The 21,320-nt window shown below is 55.4% G+C and carries 17 protein-coding genes; 7 read left to right on the forward strand and 10 right to left on the reverse strand.

Features of this window, described 5'->3' with window-relative positions; translation table 11 throughout:
- Positions 1–25 precede the first annotated feature (25 nt).
- The 5 genes from entH to entC are packed head-to-tail and all read right to left on the reverse strand — an operon-like array spanning position 26 to position 4,887.
- A complete protein-coding gene (gene entH, locus HV314_RS18220) occupies positions 26–439 on the reverse strand; it encodes a proofreading thioesterase EntH (protein WP_029139447.1) in 414 nt (137 codons plus the stop codon).
- 2 nt (positions 440–441) lie between these two features.
- Positions 442–1,197: a 2,3-dihydro-2,3-dihydroxybenzoate dehydrogenase EntA gene (gene entA / locus HV314_RS18225; protein ID WP_103765998.1), complete on the reverse strand. Its 756-nt coding sequence runs from the start codon at positions 1,195–1,197 to the stop codon at positions 442–444.
- A complete protein-coding gene (locus tag HV314_RS18230) occupies positions 1,197–2,054 on the reverse strand; it encodes an isochorismatase (protein ID WP_016152199.1) in 858 nt (285 codons plus the stop codon). The genes entA and HV314_RS18230 overlap by 1 nt, the downstream gene beginning before the upstream one ends.
- 13 nt (positions 2,055–2,067) lie before the next feature.
- Positions 2,068–3,678, reverse strand: coding sequence for a (2,3-dihydroxybenzoyl)adenylate synthase EntE (gene entE / locus HV314_RS18235; protein ID WP_181546383.1), 1,611 nt, complete (start codon positions 3,676–3,678; stop codon positions 2,068–2,070).
- A 33-nt stretch (positions 3,679–3,711) separates the two neighbouring features.
- Positions 3,712–4,887, reverse strand: a complete 1,176-nt coding sequence (entC, locus tag HV314_RS18240) for an isochorismate synthase EntC (RefSeq protein WP_016152197.1) — start codon at positions 4,885–4,887, stop codon at positions 3,712–3,714.
- 187 nt (positions 4,888–5,074) lie between these two features.
- Between entC and fepB the strand changes: the two genes are divergently transcribed.
- A complete protein-coding gene (fepB, locus tag HV314_RS18245) occupies positions 5,075–6,031 on the forward strand; it encodes a Fe2+-enterobactin ABC transporter substrate-binding protein (RefSeq protein ID WP_016152196.1) in 957 nt (318 codons plus the stop codon).
- Positions 6,032–6,089: 58 nt separating this feature from the next.
- On the opposite strand, the gene entS is transcribed toward fepB, so the two are convergent.
- Positions 6,090–7,328, reverse strand: coding sequence for an enterobactin transporter EntS (gene entS / locus HV314_RS18250; RefSeq protein ID WP_181546385.1), 1,239 nt, complete (start codon positions 7,326–7,328; stop codon positions 6,090–6,092).
- A gap of 109 nt (positions 7,329–7,437) precedes the next feature.
- Here entS and fepD point away from each other — a divergent pair, with 109 nt between their 5' ends.
- From fepD to fepC, 3 genes are read left to right on the forward strand one after another with little or no spacing between them, the layout of a single operon-like run.
- A complete protein-coding gene (gene fepD / locus HV314_RS18255) occupies positions 7,438–8,445 on the forward strand; it encodes a Fe(3+)-siderophore ABC transporter permease (RefSeq protein WP_095715177.1) in 1,008 nt (335 codons plus the stop codon).
- The gene (gene fepG, locus HV314_RS18260) at positions 8,442–9,434 is read left to right on the forward strand and encodes an iron-enterobactin ABC transporter permease (protein WP_016152193.1); all 993 of its coding nucleotides are present in this window, start codon (positions 8,442–8,444) and stop codon (positions 9,432–9,434) included. The genes fepD and fepG overlap by 4 nt, the downstream gene beginning before the upstream one ends.
- On the forward strand, positions 9,431–10,228 hold the full coding sequence (gene fepC / locus HV314_RS18265; RefSeq protein ID WP_181546387.1) for an iron-enterobactin ABC transporter ATP-binding protein: 798 nt from the start codon (positions 9,431–9,433) through the stop codon (positions 10,226–10,228). Before fepG ends, fepC begins: the two co-directional genes overlap by 4 nt.
- A gap of 46 nt (positions 10,229–10,274) precedes the next feature.
- Here fepC and wzz(fepE) read toward each other — a convergent pair whose 3' ends face one another.
- From wzz(fepE) to fes, 4 genes are all read right to left on the reverse strand, one after another.
- Positions 10,275–11,408, reverse strand: a complete 1,134-nt coding sequence (gene wzz(fepE) / locus HV314_RS18270; protein ID WP_181546389.1) for an LPS O-antigen length regulator Wzz(fepE) — start codon at positions 11,406–11,408, stop codon at positions 10,275–10,277.
- Between the two features lie 227 nt (positions 11,409–11,635).
- Entirely contained in the window at positions 11,636–15,526 is a 3,891-nt protein-coding gene (entF, locus tag HV314_RS18275; RefSeq protein WP_181546391.1) for an enterobactin non-ribosomal peptide synthetase EntF, read from the reverse strand.
- Positions 15,523–15,741: an MbtH family protein gene (locus HV314_RS18280; RefSeq protein ID WP_053388568.1), complete on the reverse strand. Its 219-nt coding sequence runs from the start codon at positions 15,739–15,741 to the stop codon at positions 15,523–15,525. Before HV314_RS18280 ends, entF begins: the two co-directional genes overlap by 4 nt.
- Before the next feature lie 30 nt (positions 15,742–15,771).
- A complete protein-coding gene (gene fes, locus HV314_RS18285; protein WP_181546393.1) occupies positions 15,772–16,989 on the reverse strand; it encodes an enterochelin esterase in 1,218 nt (405 codons plus the stop codon).
- Positions 16,990–17,242: 253 nt separating this feature from the next.
- On the opposite strand from fes, the gene HV314_RS18290 reads away from it, so the two are divergent.
- The 3 genes from HV314_RS18290 to HV314_RS18300 all read left to right on the forward strand — a co-directional run bounded on the left by HV314_RS18290 (position 17,243) and on the right by HV314_RS18300 (position 21,309).
- Complete coding sequence (locus tag HV314_RS18290) at positions 17,243–19,537, forward strand: TonB-dependent siderophore receptor (protein ID WP_094760663.1); 2,295 nt, start codon at positions 17,243–17,245, stop codon at positions 19,535–19,537.
- A gap of 50 nt (positions 19,538–19,587) precedes the next feature.
- Positions 19,588–20,250 (forward strand): enterobactin synthase subunit EntD, encoded by a 663-nt coding sequence (entD, locus tag HV314_RS18295; protein ID WP_181546395.1) that lies wholly within the window; start codon positions 19,588–19,590, stop codon positions 20,248–20,250.
- 117 nt (positions 20,251–20,367) lie between these two features.
- Positions 20,368–21,309: a D-ribose ABC transporter substrate-binding protein gene (locus HV314_RS18300; protein ID WP_016152186.1), complete on the forward strand. Its 942-nt coding sequence runs from the start codon at positions 20,368–20,370 to the stop codon at positions 21,307–21,309.
- Positions 21,310–21,320 lie beyond the last annotated feature (11 nt).

The raw sequence follows: 21,320 nt of genomic DNA on the forward strand, positions 1-21,320 counted from the left end.
ATTTCATTTTACTTTGTCGGGCGACTCACCCCATCACCGCAGTGCCTAAACGACAGGTGCAACAGCGTCGTCCCTGCTCATCAAAGATGACGATTTCCCAGCTTTGACTCTGACGCCCGAGGTGCAGCGGCTGGCAAACGCCGCGCACTTTCCCCTGCGCAACCGCCCGATGGTGCGTGGCGTTCAGTTCCGTACCCACCACACACTGCCCGTCGCGAGTCATCAGATAACCCGCCATCGAACCCAATGTTTCCGCCAGGGCCGCCGACGCGCCGCCGTGCAGCAGACCAAACGGCTGATGCGTCCGGCTATCCACCGGCATTTCGGCTTCCAGCACATCATCCCCCAGTCGGGTATAGACCATGCCTAAATGCGCCACCATCGTATTCTGACTGGTGGCATTCAGTTCATCCAGCGTTAAATGACGTTTCCAGATCATCGTCATGCCCCCAGCGTGGAGCCGCCGTCCACCACGATATCCTGAAGCGTAATGTGGCTCGCCAGATCGGAAGCGAGGAATAAAATCGTGTTAGCGATTTCCTGTGGACGAGCGATTTTCCCCAGTGGAATGCCGAGCTTAAACTGCTCGCCAAACCCACGAATGCGCTGTTGCTCCGCATCATCGCTGACCCACAACGTACGCTGCATGTCGGTATCGGTCGAGCCTGGCGAAACCACATTGCAACGCACACCGCTGCCAGCCAGTTCAAGTCCGACGGTCAGTGCCAGGTTTTTCAGCGCGGCTTTTGACGCACCGTATGCGCTCATACCGATACGCGGCGTGTGCGCCGCATCCGACGCGACGGTCACGATTGCGCCGCCCTGCTGGCGACGAAACTGCGCCATCGTCTGCTGAAACAGATTGAACGCCCCACCAACGTTAACCGCAAACGTCTGCTGCCACTCCTCAATACTCAGCGCATCGGTGGCCCCCATACGCAAAATACCCGCCGCATTGACCAACACATCCAACCGCTCGCGCGTTTGCAGGACGCGCTGACACACCTCAGCCACCTGTTCAGCATTCGCCACATCCAGCACTTCGGTGGCAAACGGGTAGTTATCCTGAGAAAATTCACGATCGAATCCTGTCACCTCAGCACCCGCTTTCACAAACGCCAGCGCGGTGGTGTAGCCAATCCCTTTTCCCGCGCCGGTTACCCAGACGGTTTTCCCTGCGAAGTCAAATCCAGACATTACTTCACCTCGCGAGAGAGCAGCGTCCACCAGGCGTCAATGGTCGGGTTTTTCGCCAGCATCACGAAGTCAATATCGCCATGAACCTTACGCCAGCGCGCCGCCAGCGCCATCATGCGCACGGAATCCAGTCCGTAGTCGATCAGGTTTTCGTCATCCATCGGCTCTTCGGACTCATCCAGCAGCGGCAGAATAATGCTGCGTAACGCATCTTTGCTGGCCGGTACCGGCGTCGGTAATAATTCCTGAGTCATCACCACACGCCCGGAGCGTCCCGCCACGTATTTCAGCGACATCAGATGTTCGTCACGGCTAAAGTCTGCCAACGCATCGGCAACCATAAACGGCTTGATGTCGCGCATAAAGGCGTCTGTTGCGGTGGTCATACAGCCAATATGCGCATACACGCCGGTAATGATCAGTTGATTACGTCCGGTTTCCTTAAGCATCTGTTCCAGCGGGGAGCGATGAAATGCGCTGTAACGCCATTTCACCAGAATGGTATCCGCTTCATCCGGCGCCAGCGCCTCTACGATTTTCTGCTGTTCCGGTGAACGCGTCAGTCCCGGTCCCCACATATCATTGAGCAGAGCGCGGTCTTCATCACTCTGTTCTTTCGGCTGAGCGGTGTAATACACCGGAATGTTATGCTCTTTGCAGTACTGACGCAGTGCGGCGATGTTAGCGACGACCTGCTCCATCATCGGGCAGTTATCGCCCCAAAAACCGATAAAATAGTCCTGCATGTCGTGGATCAGCAGCGCGGCGCGTTCGGGGTCAAACGCCCAGTCCACTTTGTTCACCGGAACATCAAGCGCCGTGGGTAGCGCATAAGCCTGCAGTTTAGGAATTGCCATCTCTTATTCTCCTTCAGGCCAGTGAACGTGATGCCAGCCACTGACGTAATTGTTTTTTATCTACTTTCCCAACCGGAGTCAGCGGTAACGAATCAACGCACTCCACGCGGTCAGGTAATTTAAATTCCGCTACGCCCTGTTCGCGTAGAAAACGACGCACCTGCACCGCTCGCAGCGGCTCTTTTACCACCAACCAGGCACAGCTTTTCTCGCCCATCAGTTCGTCATCCATACTGACCAGCGCGGCATGGATCACCATCGGGTGGCGCAGCAGCAGGTTTTCAATCTCTTCTGCAGCGATCTTCTCCCCACCGCGGTTGATCTGATCCTTCTCGCGTCCCTGGACGGTGATGTAGCCATCTCGATCGATGGCGATCAGATCGCCGGAGCAGTAAAAACCGTTGGCGTCAAAGGCGCTGGCATTGTGCTCAGGACTGTTGAAGTAGCCGCGGAAGGTGTATGGGCCACGCGTCATCAGGCGCCCGGTTTCTCCCTCGGCTAAAGGGTTGCCGTCAGCGTCTGCTACCCAGACTTCATCATCGGGACACATCGGGCGGCCCTGGGTATTGATGATGCGTTCAGGACTGTCGTCCAGACGAGTGTAGTTCACCAGCCCTTCCGCCATGCCGAAGACCTGCTGCAGCTGGCAGCCAATCTCCGCCGGAATACGCGCCGCAAGCGAGGCGGAAAGCCGTGCCCCACCGACCTGTAACAGCGTCAGCGAAGCCAATTGCGCATTGCTCCCCCACTCCGCAATTGCCTGCAGCCACAGGCTCACCGCTGGCGGCACCAGCGCCGTGACGTTAACCTGATGCTGTTCAATCAGAGGGAAGCACAGGGTGGCGCTCGGGTCAGCCGCCAGCACGACGGTGCCGCCAGCCAGGAATACCCCCAACGCGCCTGGCGAACTCATCGCGTAGTTATGCGCCGCCGGGATCGCGCATAAATAACGCGTTTCCCCGGTGAAGCGGCAAATCTCATTGCTGCGACGCACGCTGTAGTAGTAATCGTTATGGGTACGAGGAATCAGCTTTGGCGTCCCGGTAGTCCCGCCAGAAAGCTGGAAATAGGCCACCTCATCAGCAGGCGATGGCGTGGCGGAAAAATCAGTCGCAGGCTGGCTTATCGCCGTTTGCAGATTGTGTTCACCTTCATCATTGCGCAGTTGCACCACGCGCACTGAATTGTGTTCAGCCACAAAAGCGTTAAGAAAATCGTCCCCGCTAAACAGCGCATGCTGACGATCGGCAATCAGCAGCGCCGGTTCAATCTGTTTGGCATAGGCGTTAAGCTCGTTTCGCTGATGGCTGAATAATGCCAGCACCGGAGCTACACCCAGCTTGAGCAGCGCAAAGAAAGTGATATACAACTCAGCCACGTTGCCCAGTTGCACCAGCGCGGTTTCGCCGGGTTTGATCCCCTGACGGCGCAGGCTGCAGGCGAGATTGTCAGTGGCCTGATTCAGTTGGCGATAGCTCAGGTGGCGTTCGCCATCGATCACCGCCGTATGGTCGCTGTCGGCGTGACGGGTCAGAATGTCGGTCAGCGGCAAATCCTGCCAGTAACCTTTTTCACGATAGCGGCGGGCAAACTCCTCCGGCCAACGGGTGAAAGGAATACTCATTATCGCTCCTTAGAGGCCTGGTCAATAAGGCTCTTAATGCAGTCCAAAAACATTCAACATCGTGGAGAGTTTGGCTCCCGTTTCACGCCATTCAGCAACCGGGGACGAAGCCGGAACAATCCCGGCACCGGCAAAGAAACGTACCTGATTACGCAGCAGCTTCGCACAACGGATCGTCACCACCCATTCGCCGTTGCCTTGGGCATCACACCAGCCGACAATGCCACCGAACAGTTCGCGATCGAACGGCTCCAGCTCGGCGATAAGTTTGCGCGCAACCTGATGCGGGAAACCGCTCAGCGCAGGCGTCGGATGCAGCAGGCACGCGAGCGTCAGGGCGTTTTCTTGCGCGTTGGCTTTACCCTCAAACGGCGTGCCGAGGTGCCAGAGCGTAGGCGTGGTGACCAGTTGCGGAGAAGAAGGGAGTTGCAGTTCACGGCTGCGATCGCGCAGGACATTTTTCATGGCCTGCGTCACCAGTTCGTGCTCATGGCGATCCTTTTCGGACGCCAGCAGGCGGATGCCCGCCTCACGGTCCAGCACATCGTCCGGTTGACGACGTGCCGAGCCTGCCAGCGGTAATGAGCTGAAACGATCGCCTTCTTTGCGTAACAGCAGTTCCGGACTGGCGCCAATCAATACGCCACCGTCTTCAAGGGGGACGTGGAAGTTGTAGCTCGCCGGATTTTGCGCCACCAGGCGCTCCAGCAGCGCCCCGCTGTCAATATTGGCATCAGCGGTGATATCGATCAGGCGTGACAACACCACTTTGTCGACTTCCGGGGTTGCCGTCAGCGCAGCCGCGCGAGCGACCATATCTTCAAAGAAGTTCTGTTCCGGGATCGATTTACGTTCAACAACGTTCAGCGACTGATGCGCGTTAAAGTAACGAGATGATTGCTGCTTCGCCGTTCGGGAGAACGTCTGCCATGACTGGGGAATAAACAGCGATGACGGCTGGCGGGTGTCAAAAGGAATCGCCCCGACCATGATGGGGTTAGCGATACCCTGCGCTTTGGCATCAGCAAACAGTGCATGCATTTTTTGTTGGAAAGGGCTGTCTGGCGAATCGCCATCAATTGCCGGTTCCGCATAGCGGGCGAAGCATCCTGACGTCGTAAAACTACGGTACGGCGACATAAAGAAAAAACTGTCGGGAGCGAGCGTCGGCATAGTCTGCGTTTTTTCCTCGGCCAGTGACGTTTCCATATCATCCTCCAAAAATGATAAAAGCTCTAATAATGATTATCATTTATATTTTCGGTCGCTAACCTAAAAGCAAAGCGGCGGTATGTCAACTCTTGTGGCAGCACAATGTGCGACTTTGGCTTGCATCCTTGTCCACTAACAATGAAAATGAGAAGCATTACTTATACTGATAACAGGATGCTGATTCGTGAGTCTCCCCTCTTTTTGCCGCACCGTGCTCTTACTGGCAGGTTTGTCTATTTCAGGAATTTCTTCAGGTTATGCCGCCGACTGGCCGCGTCAGGTTACCGACAGTCGTGGTACGCATACGCTGGAACATAAGCCGCAGCGAATTGTCTCCACCAGCGTCACCCTCACCGGCTCGCTGCTGGCAATTGATGCCCCGGTCATCGCCAGCGGCGCTACTACGCCGAACAATCGCATCGGCGATGCACAGGGCTTTTTACGCCAGTGGAGCGAAGTGGCAAAGGCGCGCAAACTGAGCCGCCTGTATATCGGCGAACCGAGCGCTGAGGCCGTGGCGGCGCAAATGCCGGATCTGATTCTGATCAGCGCCACCGGGGGAGATTCAGCCCTCGCGCTATACGATCAGCTGTCCACCATTGCGCCAACGCTCATCATTAATTACGACGACAAAAGCTGGCAGTCTCTGCTGACGCAGTTAGGTGAAATTACCGGTCAGGAGCAACAGGCTGCTGCGCGTATTGCCGAGTTTGATAAGCAACTGCAGGCGGTCAAGCAGCGTATTACCCTACCGCCGCAACCGGTCAGCGCGCTGGTGTACACCGCTGCAGCGCACAGCGCCAACCTGTGGACGCCTGAGTCGGCGCAGGGCAAGCTGATGGAGCAGTTAGGTTTCACCCTGGCACCGCTGCCTGCCGGATTACACACCAGCCAGAGTCAGGGCAAACGCCACGATATCATCCAGCTTGGCGGTGAGAACCTGGCGGCTGGCCTGAACGGCGAAGCGCTGTTCCTGTTCGCTGGCGACAACAAAGATGCCGACGCCATTTATGCTAATCCGCTGCTGGCACATCTGCCGGCCGTGCAGAATAAACGTGTTTACGCCCTGGGTACGGAAACCTTCCGTCTCGACTACTACAGCGCGACCTTGCTGCTGCAACGTCTGTCAGCTCTCTTTTAATCGCCAGCACCGGATACGGCTAACGCCTTATCCGGCCTACAAACCGTAGAAGACAACGCTATCCGGCATTCACAGGCGTTTGTCGGAATCGGCGCACTTCTCCCAGCAACAGCAGCAGTAGCAGACCGACAATCACCAGCCCAAACCCACTTACGCTTGCCGAAGCAACCGGTGTCATCATCGCCCCCAATCCCCCTAACAGCGCCGCGCCGATCGCATCTCCTGTAACGTTCTGCGCAGTCCACAAACCGTTAATTCGCCCGAGCATCGCTTCTGGCGTCTGCGTCTGTAACAGGGTGTACTGCAACAAAGAGCTGACCGCACTCAGCCAGCCGAACAGCGCCAGGCAGACAACGCCAAGCTCCCAGACCGGCATCAACCCAAACAGACCAATAGCCAGGAACGAAGCCACGGTCGATACCAGCATGATCAGTCCCGGACGCATGCTGTGCGCCAGTTGCCCGCTGGTCAACGCGCCCACCGCCGCGCCAAGAGGAATGGCCGCATACAGCAGACCTATTTGCGCACTCGACATTTGCCAGTTAATCGCCAACGCGGGATACAACACGCGCACGGCGCTCGCCATAGTCAACAGACCGCCAAGCAGCGCAATGCCGCCAATCAGCGGGCTGGCAAGCAGAAAGCGAAATGCTGCCAGCAGCGATTTTAGCGGATGCTCGCGCGGCTGCGGCGGAGGCGGTAGCGCAGGAAGGCTCAGCAACGGCAGCAAGGTAATGAAAGTGCCCGCCGCCGCCAGACCGTAGTTCCACGCCACGCCACCGGTCGCGAGCAATACCCCGCCAAGCATCGGCGAAATAACCGAACCCAGACGTACCGTCAGCATGGTAATCGCCCCGGCCTGCATCAAATTCTCCCGCCCAACCAGCGCCGGTGTTGCCGCCAGCAACGCGGTCACGCCCAGCGAGGCAAAGAAACCGTCCCATAAGCCAAGCAAATAAATCGCCAGTAAAGACGGTTCGGGCAGCAGCGCATTCAGACACAGACCAATAAAGCCGATTCCGCAGGTTCCACGAGCCAACAGGATCACTTTTTTACGCTCATAGCGGTCGGCCAGCACCCCGCCCACCATCAGACCAATAAACATTGCGCTGCCGGTCAACGTCACTGACAAACCTACCTGCCAGGTCGACTGCGTCATCATCTGGATCTGTACCGGAACCGCCACGCCGAGTAGCCCCAGAGAGACAATGGAAATAAAACGGGCGAGGAAGACGGCGCGAAATGCAGGGTGGGTCTTTAACAGGCTGAGATTGAGCAGCCAGGATTGTCGATTCATTACAGAGCCTTACCAGGTACTTTTTCAATATCCATTCGATGGCTGCACATGCTAACATATCCAAATAAGATCGATAACGATAATTACTATCATTATCAGGGAAGTTGATATGTCATGCTCTGTTTCCGCGACACGTGCCTTCGCCGTGCCCGGACTATTGTTATTACTTGTTCTCACCACGGTATTAAGTCTGGTTATTGGCGCCAAGTCGCTACCTGCCTCCGTGGTGCTGGATGCACTTACCAGCAGTTGTCAAAGCGCTGATTGCACCATCGTGCTGGACGCGCGACTGCCGCGCACGCTGGCGGGGCTTCTCGCCGGTGGGGCGCTGGGTCTGGCTGGTGCATTAATGCAAACGCTCACGCGTAACCCTCTCGCCGATCCCGGCATTCTGGGCGTTAACTCCGGTGCCAGCTTCGCTATTGTGCTGGGAGCCGCGCTGTTCGGTTTTTCCTCTGCGCAAGAGCAACTGCTGATGGCCTTTTCCGGGGCGCTGGCCGCGTCGCTTATAGTGGCATTTACCGGCAGCCAGGGCGGCGGGCAGTTAAGCCCGGTGCGTCTGACGCTGGCGGGCGTTGCGCTGGGCGCGGTACTGGAAGGATTATCCACCGGAATCGCCCTGCTCAACCCGGATGTCTACGATCAGTTGCGTTTCTGGCAGGCCGGTTCATTGGATATCCGCAGCCTGCAAACGCTGAAGGTCGTCCTGGTGCCGGTACTGATTGCCGCGGCTATCGCGTTGTTCCTTAGCCGTGCTCTGAATAGCCTGAGCCTCGGGAGCGACACCGCCACCGCGCTTGGCAGCAAAGTCGCTCGCACGCAGTTTATTGGCCTGTTGGTGATTACCGTACTGTGCGGCAGTGCGACCGCGATTGTTGGCCCTATCGCCTTTATCGGCCTGATGATGCCGCATATGGCGCGCTGGCTGGTGGGGGCAGATCACCGTTGGTCGCTGCCCGTTACCCTGCTGGCAACCCCCTCTCTGTTGCTAATTGCCGATATCATCGGTCGCCTGATTGTCCCCGGCGAGCTGCGCGTTTCAGTGGTCAGCGCATTTATCGGCGCGCCGGTGCTTATCTTTCTGGTACGCCGGAAACCGCGCGGGGGTGGCGCATGATGCACCTCTCCCGCCGCCTGATAGTCAGCAGCCTGCTGCTGGTTGTAGGTTGTCTCGCCGTTGGCTTGTGGAGCCTGCGTAGCGGCGTCGTGACGCTGGAAACCCAGCAAATTATTGCCGCTCTGCTTGGCGATGCGCCGCGCAGTATTACGCTGGTGGTGACCGAATGGCGTTTGCCACGCGTGCTGATGGCGCTATTGATTGGCGCGGCGCTCGGCGTGAGCGGTGCAATATTCCAGTCGCTGATGCGCAACCCGCTGGGCAGCCCGGATGTGATGGGTTTCAATACCGGTGCCTGGAGCGGTGTGCTGGTGGCAATGGTGCTGTTCGGACAGCATCTCACCGCTATCGCGCTTGCGGCCATGGTTGGCGGGGTCCTGACGTCTCTGGTGGTCTGGGCGCTCGCCTGGCGCAATGGTATCGACACCTTCCGGCTGATTATTATTGGGATCGGCATACGCGCCATGCTGGTTGCGTTCAACACCTGGCTACTGCTGAAGGCATCATTAGAAACCGCGCTGACCGCCGGACTGTGGAACGCCGGATCGCTCAATGGCCTGACCTGGGCCAAAACCTGGCCTTCTGCCCCACTGATTATCCTTATGCTGGTGTGCGCCACGCTGCTGGTGCGCCGGATGCGTTTACTGGAAATGGGTGATGACAGCGCCTGTGCGCTTGGCGTCAGCGTAGAGCGCTCACGTCTGATGATGATGCTGGTTGCGGTTGTACTGACCGCTGCCGCCACCGCGCTGGCTGGCCCTATCTCGTTTATTGCCCTTGTCGCCCCACATATCGCGCGGCGGATTAGCGGCACATCGCGCTGGGGATTAACCCTGTCGGCGCTGTGTGGCGCGTTGCTGCTGTTGATGGCGGATTTATGCGCCCAACAGCTGTTTATGCCTTATCAGCTTCCGGTGGGCGTTGTCACAGTAAGCCTCGGCGGTATTTATCTTATCGTCTTGTTAATTCAGGAGTCCCGCAAAAAATGATCGAATCAGTAGCCCGTTTGCGTGGCGACCAGTTAACGCTGGGTTATGGCAAATTTGCCGTAGCGGAAAACCTCAATGTGTCGATTCCAGACGGTCACTTCACCGCAATTATCGGGCCAAACGGCTGCGGAAAATCAACACTACTGCGCACGCTTAGTCGTCTGATGACGCCCGCGCACGGTAAGGTCTGGCTCGACGGCGAGCATATCCAGCACTATGCCAGCAAAGAGGTTGCTCGCAGAATAGGTTTGTTGGCGCAGAACGCCACCACGCCAGGTGATATTACGGTACAGGAGCTGGTTGCCCGTGGGCGCTACCCGCACCAGCCATTGTTTACCCGTTGGCGAAATGAGGATGAAATCGCGGTCTCAAACGCAATGCAGGCGACGGGAATCACTCATCTTGCGTCACAAAGTGTGGATACCCTTTCCGGTGGACAACGCCAGCGCGCATGGATTGCGATGGTGCTGGCGCAGGAAACGTCGATTATGCTGCTCGATGAACCTACCACCTGGCTGGATATCAGCCATCAGATCGATCTGCTGGAGCTGCTGAGTGAGCTAAACCGGGAGAAAGGGTATACGCTGGCCGCCGTTCTGCACGATCTTAATCAGGCGTGTCGCTATGCAACGCATCTGATTGCGCTGCGTGACGGAAAAATTGTTGCCGAGGGTGCGCCGAAGGAGATCGTCACAGCGCAGCTTATTGAAAAAATCTATGGTCTGCGCTGTATGATTATCGACGATCCGGTTGCCGGAACGCCGTTAGTGGTGCCGCTTGGGCGCAATAAATAGCAAGATTTACCGTCTGGCGGACTGCTCGCCGCCAGACGAAAAGTCATCACACCAGTTGTTGGTCAATAAACGTCATTTTTTGCTTACGCGCCACCATGGCGTAATTCAGCAGAACACCACCACACGCCACCATGCCACCCAGCAAAGCAGCCAAAATAACGATCATCGATTTTGCCGGACCATCTTTATGCACTGGCAGCGAAGGTGAAAGTTGATATTTAAATGGCGTAAATTTTACATCATTCACATTCATAGCTAACAGCTGTTCAACGTGATATTGGCGGTTACGTAATTCACCGTTAATTTCAGCAACATCCGTTACCGACTTTTCTATTTCTAATTTACGTGCAATGCCGTCAGCGCCCAGTGAAATAGAGAAATCAGGGTCATCTTTCACCGCCTGGCCATTACTGTAGACTGGTTTTTTAATCCCAGCGGCATTCGCAATTTCCAGTGAATAATGCAGTCGCTGGATTTTGGCGTCCAGTTGATTCTTAAGCCTGATGCGATCCATCTCCAGTCTTTCTTTCTCAAAGCTGGTTTTGATGGACAGTTTATTGCGAATATCTTCCAGCGTTTCTTTCACCACAGCATCAGAAATATACTGGATATAGCCCTTCAGCACAGACTGGGCTTCTTCAGCCTGGGGCGCGGTAAAGCTTAGCGTCCATGCGGTATACAGCGAAGTCTCATTCTTTTTTCCCACATTGCTGTCAATGGCGTTCATTTTTTCACTGAGCCTGACAATTGCCCGATGCAGGTCCATTTCATCGATATCCGCGCCTTTCAGTTGTTCCATCACGTAAGGAGAAGAACGCAGATACTCTTCCAACAATGAGGGCGACTGAAATTTTTTGATAAACAGATTAAATACTTCACCACGGCTAACGTTAATATCCATATCCAGCACGCGCAATTTGGTCAACGTATTTTCGAGGTTCTGCCACTGGACGGGCTCGGCCGGCGTCACGATGGCCTGACTGGTCCATTTTTGCGGTAGTAGAAAAGAGACCAGAATACCCACACAGGCAAAGGCGAAAACGGTCGCCATAATTTTCGTCCTGGCGCGCCATAAGATTTCGATAAGATTAACTAAATCGATTTCATTAGCATTTACCGCTGGCTGAGGATATGCAGTAAAATCCGAAACGTTATCTTGCTTAATATTTAATGATGACATGTGTGTGACCTGAGATCCGTACCCAAAGAAGAACATTTCCGAAAGAGAAGTCTACCAGTTAGTAAGATTTTCCGAAACACTCTTTGTGCTCGAAGCCCTACCAAAAATTATATTCGGAATTTATTCACCCTTTTAATCGCCCTCATCACACTAAAAAAGATCAACCCCATAACATAATTATTACATCATGGGGTTATTTGATCGTCGCGATAGTAAGATTCGCTTTGTTACACCGAATTATTGATCAAGGTGTTTATTATTGGCCCTATCGCCTCAAACGAGCTGGGAGAGATAATATCGACATGCGCGCAATCCTGACGATATACATCCAGACTGGATATCCACGGTGACCAACTGCGTTCAGGACTGACCCCCGGCACTAAGGTGCGCTCAGCAACGAACAGCGTGGCGTGACCAGCAAACGGCGCGCTGTGTGCCGTGGTGAGCAGGCGAACCGCATCGGCGTAGTTACCTTCGATAGCATTAAATAAGGCCTCTGACGCATTCCCCTGCTGCGCTGCCAGAAACGCTTCACGTTCACGCTCGATCTCGGCCAGTACCGCGGGATCCAACCCATTAGCCTCCTTTTCCTGCCAGTTTTGCGTTTCCGGCGGCCAGGTATCCAGCAGTCCCAGAAATGCAACTGTCTCTCCTCTGGCATGTAAGCGTGCGGCGATTCCCTGCGCCAACGTCCCCCCCAGCGAGTAGCCTAATAAATAATAGGGACCATGAGGCTGCTGGCTGAGCAGCGTTGCCAGGTGATGTTCGCATACCGCATCAAGGTTTTCCGCCGTCTGCATAGGGCCATCCGGTCGCGGCGACTGAATGCCAATAATCGACCACTGCGGGCTGAGGTAACGCGACAGCACGCTAAACTGCCAGGCGAAACCCGACGCCGGATGGAAGCAAAACAGCGTTGGGCCATGACTTTCACGCAGCGGCAGCAGCGTTTCGAATCCCAGACGCTGCGACTGTTCATCATCATTGCTCTCCAGCAGTGCACTCAGTTGTTCAACAGTAGAAGCCACCATTATCTGCCCAGGCGTTACCTGACGCTCAAAAATCCGGCTCAACTGCGCTGCCAGTTTCATCGCCAGCAGCGAATGTCCGCCAAGCGCAAAGAAGTCAGCCTCTACGTCATTAACCTCGCAATCCAGCAAAGCCGCAAAAGACTGCGCGATGGCGGTTTCAGTCCCTGCTCGCGGCGCACGTCCTGACGTACGCGACGTCAACTGCGGCATCGGCAGCGCTTTACGATCCAGTTTACCGTTTGCACTCAGCGGCAGCTCCGCCAGTTGCAACAATACCGTCGGCACCATATGCGCAGGCAGTTTTTCACGCAGAGTTTCCCGCAATGCAGACGTATCCAGCGGTAACCCCGATTGCGACACCAGATACCCCACCAACTGTCGTGCATCGCCACCTGTCGCCGCCGCCTGGTTGAATACGCAGGCGTGGGCAACGGCATGTTCGACATCTGGCAGCTGCTGCATCACCCGATCAATCTCACCGAGCTCAATGCGCTGTCCGCGAATTTTAAGCTGGTCATCGCTGCGCCCGAGGTATTCCACTGCGCCATTCTCCAGCCAGCGCGCCACATCCCCGGTACGGTACATGCGTTCACCAGGGTTAAATGGATCGGCGATAAAGCGGCTCGCGGTTAGATCCGCTCGCCCCAGGTATCCTTGCGCCAGTTGGATCCCCGTCAGATAGAGATCACCTGCCACGCCAAAGGGCACCGGGCGCATCATGGCGTCCAGGATCCGTAAACCGGTATTCCATACCGGATAGCCAATCGGCACGCTATTGCCCGTTACGGCAGCGAGATCGTCCCCCCAGGCCGGATACCAGCTCACATCGACTGCCGCTTCCGTTGGCCCGTATAAATTGTGCAGTGGCGCATGAGTCAACTGTTCCCATTCGCGGCATAAATCTGCAGGTAAGGCTTCGCCGCTGCAGAATACCCGTTTCAGCGAGGCACAGCTCTCCCGTGCGGTTTCCGGCGTCAGTGAAGCAACAAAAGCGGCCAGCATAGAGGGAACAAAGTGCGTGGTCGTCACCCCTGACTGCGCAAAGAACTGCTGCATCGCCAGCGGATCGCGGTGCGCTTCAGGTTCTGCCATGACCAGTTTTGCCCCGGCAATAAACGGCCAGAAAAACTCCCATACCGAGACGTCAAAACTGCACGGCGTTTTTTGCGCCACCACATCATCGGCGGTCAGTGGATAGTGATTTTGCATCCACAGCAAACGGTTAACGATGGCGGTTTGCCCAACCATCACCCCTTTTGGTCTGCCGGTAGAACCGGAAGTAAAAATAATATAGGCCGTATGATTAGGTTGAGATAGCGCCAGCGGTGCAGCATCCTCTTCTGGCAGCGGCGCGTTGTAGCACAGACTTTCCAGCTCCGGAATATCGCTAAAGCGCGTCAGTTGCTCTTCGGTCGCGATCAACAATTTTGGCTTCGCGTCTTCGAGCATCATCCGCAGGCGATCGTCCGGGTATCCGGTATCCAATGGCAGCCAGGCGGCTCCCGCCTCAACAATACCGTGCAGCGCCAGCGTGAGGAACACGGAACGCGGTAATGCCACGGCAACGCTGTCACCAGGCTGTACGCCACGTTCGCGCAGGCGGCGCGCCAGCGCCACAACCTGTTGGCGCATTTCACGATAGCTAAACTGATAGCGGGCATCAGCCAGCGCCGGGGCATCCGGCGTTTTATCGGCCTGCTGTACCACCAGCGCGCTCAGCGTGGTGGACGGGATCGCCACGGTCGTATCGTTAATCTTCGCCAGCCGCTCATGTTCTGTCGGCAACAGCATCCCGGCATCGCCGCAGCATAGCGACGGATTGTCGGCAAACTGCGCGATAAGCGCGGTTAAACGCGATGCTTGTTGCGCCAGCGTCGCGGCATCGTAGCGCTGTTTATTGGCCAGGATTTCAATACTCAGCCCGCCGTTTTCATCCGGGAACAGCGCCAGCTCCAGATCGTTCACCGGACCTGTCGCCAACGTATGGGTTTGCGCCTGAACGCCGGGAATATTCAGCTGATAGTCGAATATTTTCACGTTCAGTACCGGGCCAAACAGCGGTTCGGCACCGACTGCGCGCCCGCTGTCGCGAACAATTTGCTCAGCATCATATCGCTGATGTCGGCGCATTTTCTTCAACTGTGCGGCCAGTCGTTGGGCAAGTGCAGGCAAGCTTTCTGCCGCATTCAACTGCACGCCAAATGGCAGGACGTTTAAAACCGGTCCGGTGGACGTGAGCGCCGCCGACCCCATACGCCGCATAAAGATAAACCCGGCGGCATATTCCATTCGGCTGCATAAACGTCCGAGCCACAGCGCCACCAGCGCAAGGGCCAGATCCGCACGCTGAACGTCTGGCATACGTGCCGCAAGCCGGCGAAACTCCCCTTCAGGCGCGGTTAACTTCAGACGAATAATATCCGCACTGGCCGACCGCCCTGGCAGGGGTTTGTTAGACAGCGAAGCCGGAGGTGGGAGTTGCTTTCGCTGCTCGGTCCAGAAGGCGGCGTCGCGTTGCCAGGCATCGCTTTGCCGATACTGTTGATACTCTTCCACCACCTCAGAAAATGGCGTAAAAGGTGATTCCGGCGTGGGCTCGCCATGCAGCCATGCGCGGTAAATCGCGGCTATCTGGCGGGTAATGGCCGGGAAACTGAAGCCATCAACCAGCAGATGATGGTAACGCTGATACCAATACCAACGCTTTTCTCCCACCTGAATGAGCAGGTGAAAAACCAGCGGCTTAGTGCCATCAGCACGGATGTCCTGCTGCAGGTCTGCCTGCATCAAGGCGCGCGCTGCCGCATGCGGATCGGATTTTTCGCGCAGATCGATAATTTCTGGTGGCGCAAAGGCAAGCGCAGAGTCTACCCATTGCCAGACCTCGCCGTTATCTTCGCTAAACCGCATCCGTAGGGTATCGGCCTGCTGCAGACCCGCCACTACCGCTTTCGCCAGCAACGGTGCGTCCAGTTCGCCGGTTAATTCTACGTAGTGCGCCACGCTCCACGCTGAGGGCAATGTGGAGAGTTTTTCCGCCATCCAGATCCCCGGCTGAGCCGCAACTAACGGTAAACGTTGAGTCATGGAGCCTCCTGCACATCGACGTAGTTCGCTGGCGTCAGCGTGGTCCAGTTTGCATCCAGCCATTGCTGGCAGGCTTCCTGTGATTGGGGTTCGCACGCGACCGTCCAGCCAACAGGAAGTGAGCATTGCTGCGGCCAAAGGCTAAACTGACGTTGGGGATTTTGCAGAATGTAAAACTGGCCCTGCGGATTATCGAAGGGGTTACTGAATTCCATACTCAACTCCTGTCGTGGAACATCGTCCGGTTAAATCGTGTCGGTAAGCGGTTGCCAGAGCGTGATCAACCCTTGCATGAGTCCGCCGCGCCAGCAAAGCGCATCGTGTCCACCATCAACCTGACGCCAGAAAATAGACTGTGGTGCAGAGGGTAACTGGGCATAAAGCGCCTGATTTGCGCGATAAATAATGGGCTCGCGGATCCCGGCTTCCAGGACAATACGCAGCCCCTGGGCGCTTATCTTTCCGCTCTTCAGTTGCTCAACGATCGCCCCATCCTGATGACCACCACGATGCGGCCACCAATAAGAGCCCGACTGGCTGAGCACACAGCCAAAGCGCGCGGGCCAGTTAAGCCCGGCATACAGCGATGACAGCCCGCCAAAACTTTGCCCGGCGACGACGGTACGCTGCGGGTCGTCACTGAATGCGGTCGTGGTCTTCACCAGCGGCAATAACTCCTGCTGTACTGCCAACCAAAAATCCGCATTACACGGCAGTTCGCGGCTGCGGTGAGCAGTGTCGATGGTATCAATCAGGAGATAAACGGCGGGCGGGAGGTGTCCGCGATGGGTGAGTGAAGTCAGCGCAGGCCAGACCGGCATACTTTGTGCCCAAAACTGTCCATCCAGAAGGATGGCCAGGGGACGCGCTTCCGGCTGGGCTTCACCAGTGGTAAACACCCACACGCGGCGTGTATTGCCGAGCCTGGCGCTACGCCATTGCAGGCAAACTGCGGGCGAGTCGGGGTTTTCAGGTCGATCCCATCCCGGTTGTACGGGTGCATCAGGCATTTCCAGCGCAGACACCGCATGGCCACGACCGCCCTGCCAGCTCTGCGGATTGAGGGGATCGGCAATGGCCTGCGGCAACAATAGCCGCCAGCCTTCACGCAGCACGGTTCGGTCAGGCGCTTCGCCCGGCGTCTGCGCGGCAAAAATATCATTTCGTTCTGTTGGGATGAAACAGTAACTGCCGCGCCAGTTGGCGCTGAGGGAAACACTCCAGCACCAAACATTTGTTCCGTCAATGCGTTGCATCGACTGCGGGGTGGCATTTTGATGGTGGTCGGTGACGCCGGTGATATAGACCCATACGCGATGAATGGCTGACTCTTTTTCCGTTCCCTGCGGGTCGCGCCACCAGAAGGTTACCCGATAATTTCCGTTGTCTTCACGCTCCCACTCCGGGCCTTTTTTTGACTGCCACCACGCCTCGCTTCCCATCTTTAACGTCGTCACCGCCATAACCCCATGTTTATTGTCAAATTTTATGATCTAGCGTGAAATATATTGATAATATTATTGATAACTATTTGCATTTGCAATAGCGTATTGTCGCGCTGTGGGAAGCGCGCACAGTTTTTCACCACTTATAAACCGGCCTGGCGCTGCGTACTTTTTCTGGAAGGGAGGGTTTACGCGGATGCGGGCGACATCAGACCAAATGCCGCACCACGGCACATTGGTACTCGTGGCTAAAAGAACAGCAGGACATACAATGAACAACAAGATTCATTCACTGGCCTTATTGGTCAATTTAGGGATTTACGGGGTAGCCCTGCCAGCGATGGCAGAAGATCAAACCGATAGCGCCGCTGTCTCTCATGAAGACACCATCGTGGTTACCGCCGCCCAGCAGAACCTGCAGGCACCGGGCGTTTCAACCATTACCGCTGATGAAATTCGTAAGAATCCTCCCGCTCGCGATGTGTCGGAAATCATCCGTACCATGCCAGGCGTCAACCTGACCGGTAACTCAACCAGCGGTCAACGCGGCAACAACCGCCAAATCGATATTCGCGGCATGGGGCCGGAAAACACCCTGATTCTGATCGACGGCAAACCGGTAACCAGCCGTAACTCTGTGCGTCAGGGCTGGCGCGGCGAGCGTGATACCCGCGGCGATACCGCATGGGTTGCTCCGGAAATGATCGAACGTATTGAAGTGCTGCGTGGTCCTGCCGCGGCACGCTATGGCAACGGTGCGGCTGGCGGCGTGGTGAATATCATCACCAAGAAAGGCGGCGATGAGTGGCATGGCTCCTGGAATACCTATTTCAACGCCCCGGAACACAAAGAAGAAGGCTCGACCAAACGCACCAACTTTAGTTTGAATGGCCCGCTGGGCGGGGATTTCAGCTTCCGCCTGAACGGTAACCTCGACAAAACCCAGGCCGACGCGTGGGACATTAACGATGGTCACCAGTCTGCACGTACGGGCGACTACGCAGATACCATGCCAGCGGGTCGTGAAGGGGTAAAAAACAAAGATATCAACGGCCAACTGCGGTGGGATTTTGCGCCAATGCAATCGCTGGAGTTTGAAGCCGGCTACAGCCGCCAGGGCAATCTATACGCTGGCGACACCCAGAACACCAACAACGATAACAAAACCAACGGACTGGTAAAAAAATACTACGGTAAAGAAACCAACCGTATGTACCGTCAGAACTATGCGCTGACGTGGAACGGCGGCTGGGACAATGGCATTACCACCAGCAACTGGGCGCAATACGAACATACCCGCAACTCCCGTTTGGGTGAAGGTCTGGCAGGAGGTCTTGAAGGGCTATTTAACAGTAATCATTTTACCGACACTGACCTGGCGGATGTCACCCTGCACAGCGAAATTAGCATTCCATTCGACCTGTTGGTTAACCAAAATCTGACGCTCGGTACCGAATGGAACCAGCAGCGCATGAAGGACATGAGTTCCAATACTCAGACCTTTATGGGCGGTAATATTCCTGGGTCCAGCAGCACCAACCGCAGCCCGTACTCAGACGCAGAGATTTTCTCTCTGTTTGCTGAAAACAACATGGAACTGACCGACAGCACCATGCTGACGCCAGGTTTGCGTTTCGATCATCACAGCATTGTGGGCGATAACTGGAGTCCGTCCCTGAACCTGTCCCAAGGTCTGGGCGATGACTTCACCCTGAAGATGGGGATTGCGCGCGCCTATAAAGCGCCAAGCCTGTATCAGCTCAACCCGAACTACATTCTGTACAGTAAAGGTCAGGGTTGCTACGCCACTGGCTCAGCGACCGGTATTGGTTGCTACATGATGGGCAACGATGATCTGAAGGCCGAAACCAGTATCAACAAAGAGATTGGTCTGGAGTTCAAACGTGATGGCTGGCTGGCCGGGGTAACCTGGTTCCGCAACGATTATCGCAACAAGATTGAAGCAGGAACCGTACCGTTAAGCAGAACATCGATTACCCAGAAAAACCCGACCACAGGTAAAACAACAACAACCTACACCGATATCTATCAGTGGGAAAACGTGCCTAAAGCGGTGGTGGAAGGTCTGGAAGGGACGTTGAACGTGCCGGTTAGCGAGACCGTAACCTGGACCAACAACATTACCTACATGCTGCAAAGTAAGAATAAAGAGACCGGCGAACGCCTGTCGATTATTCCTGAATACACGCTGAACTCAACCCTGAGCTGGCAGGCACGCGAAGATCTGTCATTGCAATCCACCTTCACCTGGTACGGCAAACAGCAGCCGAAAAAATACGATTACCAGGGGAAACCGGTGACCGGCAGTTCAGCCCAGGAAGTGAGTCCGTACAGCATTGTCGGCCTGAGTGCGACCTGGGATGTGACGAAAAACGTCAGCCTGACCGGCGGCGTGGATAACGTCTTCGACAAACGTCTGTGGCGTGAAGGTAATGCCCAAACCACCAGCGACAACAAAACTGGCTATTACATGGCGGGCGCTGGCGCGTACACCTATAACGAACCGGGCCGGACGTGGTTCATGAGCGTTAACACACACTTCTGATAATGTTTTTCCCTCTCCTCGTTACGGGGAGAGGGAAAGCGTAAGAAATCATGCACACAACGCACATCCCGCTCCCTTTCGCAGATCATACGCTGCACATTGTCGAATTTGATCCCGACACTTTCCATGAGCACGACCTGCTCTGGCTTCCCCACCACACTCAGATCCACTCCAGTGGGCGTAAGCGTAAAGCTGAGCACTTAGCGGGGCGTATTGCCGCAGTCCACGCACTGCGTGAATTTGGCCACAAAACCGTGCCCGGCATCGGTGTGCAACGCCAACCGTTGTGGCCGCAGGATCTGTTTGGCAGCATCAGCCATAGCGCAACAACGGCGCTGGCGGTCGTATCAACGCATCCCATTGGGCTGGATATAGAAGCTATTTTTACACCACAAACCGCAGTTGAGCTGGCTGATGGCATTATTGATAACCACGAACATCAGATTTTGCAGCATACCTGCCTGCCCTTTCCGCTCGCCTTAACCCTGGTATTCAGTGCAAAGGAGAGCCTGTATAAGGCGTTTTCCAATCAGGCATCGGGGCTACCAGGTTTCACCAGCGCAAAAATCACCGCACTCACGACTCAGCAATTAACATTACAAATCATGCCGTCATTTTCGGCAAACCTCGGCAATCAAGAAGTTAACGTTCATTGGTTTCAGCGTGATAAAAATATCGTGACGCTATTTCCATCCTCACCATCAGGATCGTGATCCTTTTCTCTTTTTAAGAAATTAGCTGCGCAAATCGTAGACAGTTCGATTATCTCGACTTATCGTTAACTTGAATAATAAATCATATTTGAATAAATATTCAAAGTGGAGAAAGAGATGAACAAGACCTTGATTAAATCCGTATTACTGGCCTCGATCCTTACCACATCGGGTTCGCTGTATGCTGCCGACAACGGACTGATTGCGATTATTACCCCTTCTCACGATAACCCGTTTTTTAAAGCCGAAGCCGACGGTGCAGTCGCCAAAGCAAAAGAGTTGGGATACGCCACGCTGGTTGCCTCTCATGATGATGACGTCAATAAACAAAACCAACTGATTGAGACTGCTATTGCTCGTAAAGCGAAAGCGATCATTCTCGATAATGCGGGTGCAGATGCCACCGTAGGGCCGCTGGAAAAAGCCAAAGCAGCGGGTGTAGCTGCTTTTCTGATCGATCGCGAAATCAATAAAACCGGCATCGCGGTCGCGCAAATCGTGTCGAATAACTATCAAGGCGCACAGCTCGGCGCAGAGAAGTTCGCCAGGTTACTGGACGGAAAAGGGAAGTACGTTGAACTGCTGGGACGTCAATCCGACACCAACGCCCATGTACGCTCGCAGGGGTATCACGATGTACTCGATGACTATCCGGACATGAAAATGGTAGCCCAGCAGACGGCAAACTGGAGCCAAACCGAAGCCTTTACCCGAATGGAAGCCATTCTACAAACCAACCCAGATATCGTAGGCGTGATCTCAGGTAACGACACTATGGCGCTGGGTGCAGAAGCCGCACTAAAAGCGGCGGGGAAAAATAATGTCATCGTGGTCGGTTTTGATGGCAGCGACTACACCCGCGATTCAATCATTAATAAAAGCAATATTAAAGCGACAGTACTGCAGCCCGGCTGGCAGCAGGCACAAATGGCTGTTGAGCAGGCGGATTACTATCTGAAAAACGGCAAAGCCCAGAAAGAAGAAAAACAGCTCATGGATTGCGTGCTGATTGACGAAACCAATGCCAGCAAGCTGAACAAGTTCAACCTGAGCCACTAAGCGGAGGCACT

The organism is Citrobacter sp. RHBSTW-00887 (assembly GCF_013728095.1).
Taxonomy (GTDB): Bacteria; Pseudomonadota; Gammaproteobacteria; order Enterobacterales; family Enterobacteriaceae; genus Citrobacter; species Citrobacter braakii.

What these genes read in the sequence shown, in the direction of transcription:
- entA (WP_103765998.1), bottom strand. Translation starts at nt 1,197, where the DNA reads ATGTCTGGATTTGACTTCGCAGGGAAAACCGTCTGGGTAACCGGCGCG.
- fepG (WP_016152193.1), top strand. Translation starts at nt 8,442, where the DNA reads ATGATGCACCTCTCCCGCCGCCTGATAGTCAGCAGCCTGCTGCTGGTT.
- HV314_RS18230 (WP_016152199.1), bottom strand. Translation starts at nt 2,054, where the DNA reads ATGGCAATTCCTAAACTGCAGGCTTATGCGCTACCCACGGCGCTTGAT.
- entH (WP_029139447.1), bottom strand. Translation starts at nt 439, where the DNA reads ATGATCTGGAAACGTCATTTAACGCTGGATGAACTGAATGCCACCAGT.
- entS (WP_181546385.1), bottom strand. Translation starts at nt 7,328, where the DNA reads ATGAATCGACAATCCTGGCTGCTCAATCTCAGCCTGTTAAAGACCCAC.
- fes (WP_181546393.1), bottom strand. Translation starts at nt 16,989, where the DNA reads ATGGCGGTGACGACGTTAAAGATGGGAAGCGAGGCGTGGTGGCAGTCA.
- HV314_RS18300 (WP_016152186.1), top strand. Translation starts at nt 20,368, where the DNA reads ATGAACAAGACCTTGATTAAATCCGTATTACTGGCCTCGATCCTTACC.
- HV314_RS18280 (WP_053388568.1), bottom strand. Translation starts at nt 15,741, where the DNA reads ATGGAATTCAGTAACCCCTTCGATAATCCGCAGGGCCAGTTTTACATT.
- HV314_RS18290 (WP_094760663.1), top strand. Translation starts at nt 17,243, where the DNA reads ATGAACAACAAGATTCATTCACTGGCCTTATTGGTCAATTTAGGGATT.
- fepD (WP_095715177.1), top strand. Translation starts at nt 7,438, where the DNA reads ATGTCATGCTCTGTTTCCGCGACACGTGCCTTCGCCGTGCCCGGACTA.
- entC (WP_016152197.1), bottom strand. Translation starts at nt 4,887, where the DNA reads ATGGAAACGTCACTGGCCGAGGAAAAAACGCAGACTATGCCGACGCTC.
- fepC (WP_181546387.1), top strand. Translation starts at nt 9,431, where the DNA reads ATGATCGAATCAGTAGCCCGTTTGCGTGGCGACCAGTTAACGCTGGGT.
- entF (WP_181546391.1), bottom strand. Translation starts at nt 15,526, where the DNA reads ATGACTCAACGTTTACCGTTAGTTGCGGCTCAGCCGGGGATCTGGATG.
- entE (WP_181546383.1), bottom strand. Translation starts at nt 3,678, where the DNA reads ATGAGTATTCCTTTCACCCGTTGGCCGGAGGAGTTTGCCCGCCGCTAT.
- entD (WP_181546395.1), top strand. Translation starts at nt 19,588, where the DNA reads ATGCACACAACGCACATCCCGCTCCCTTTCGCAGATCATACGCTGCAC.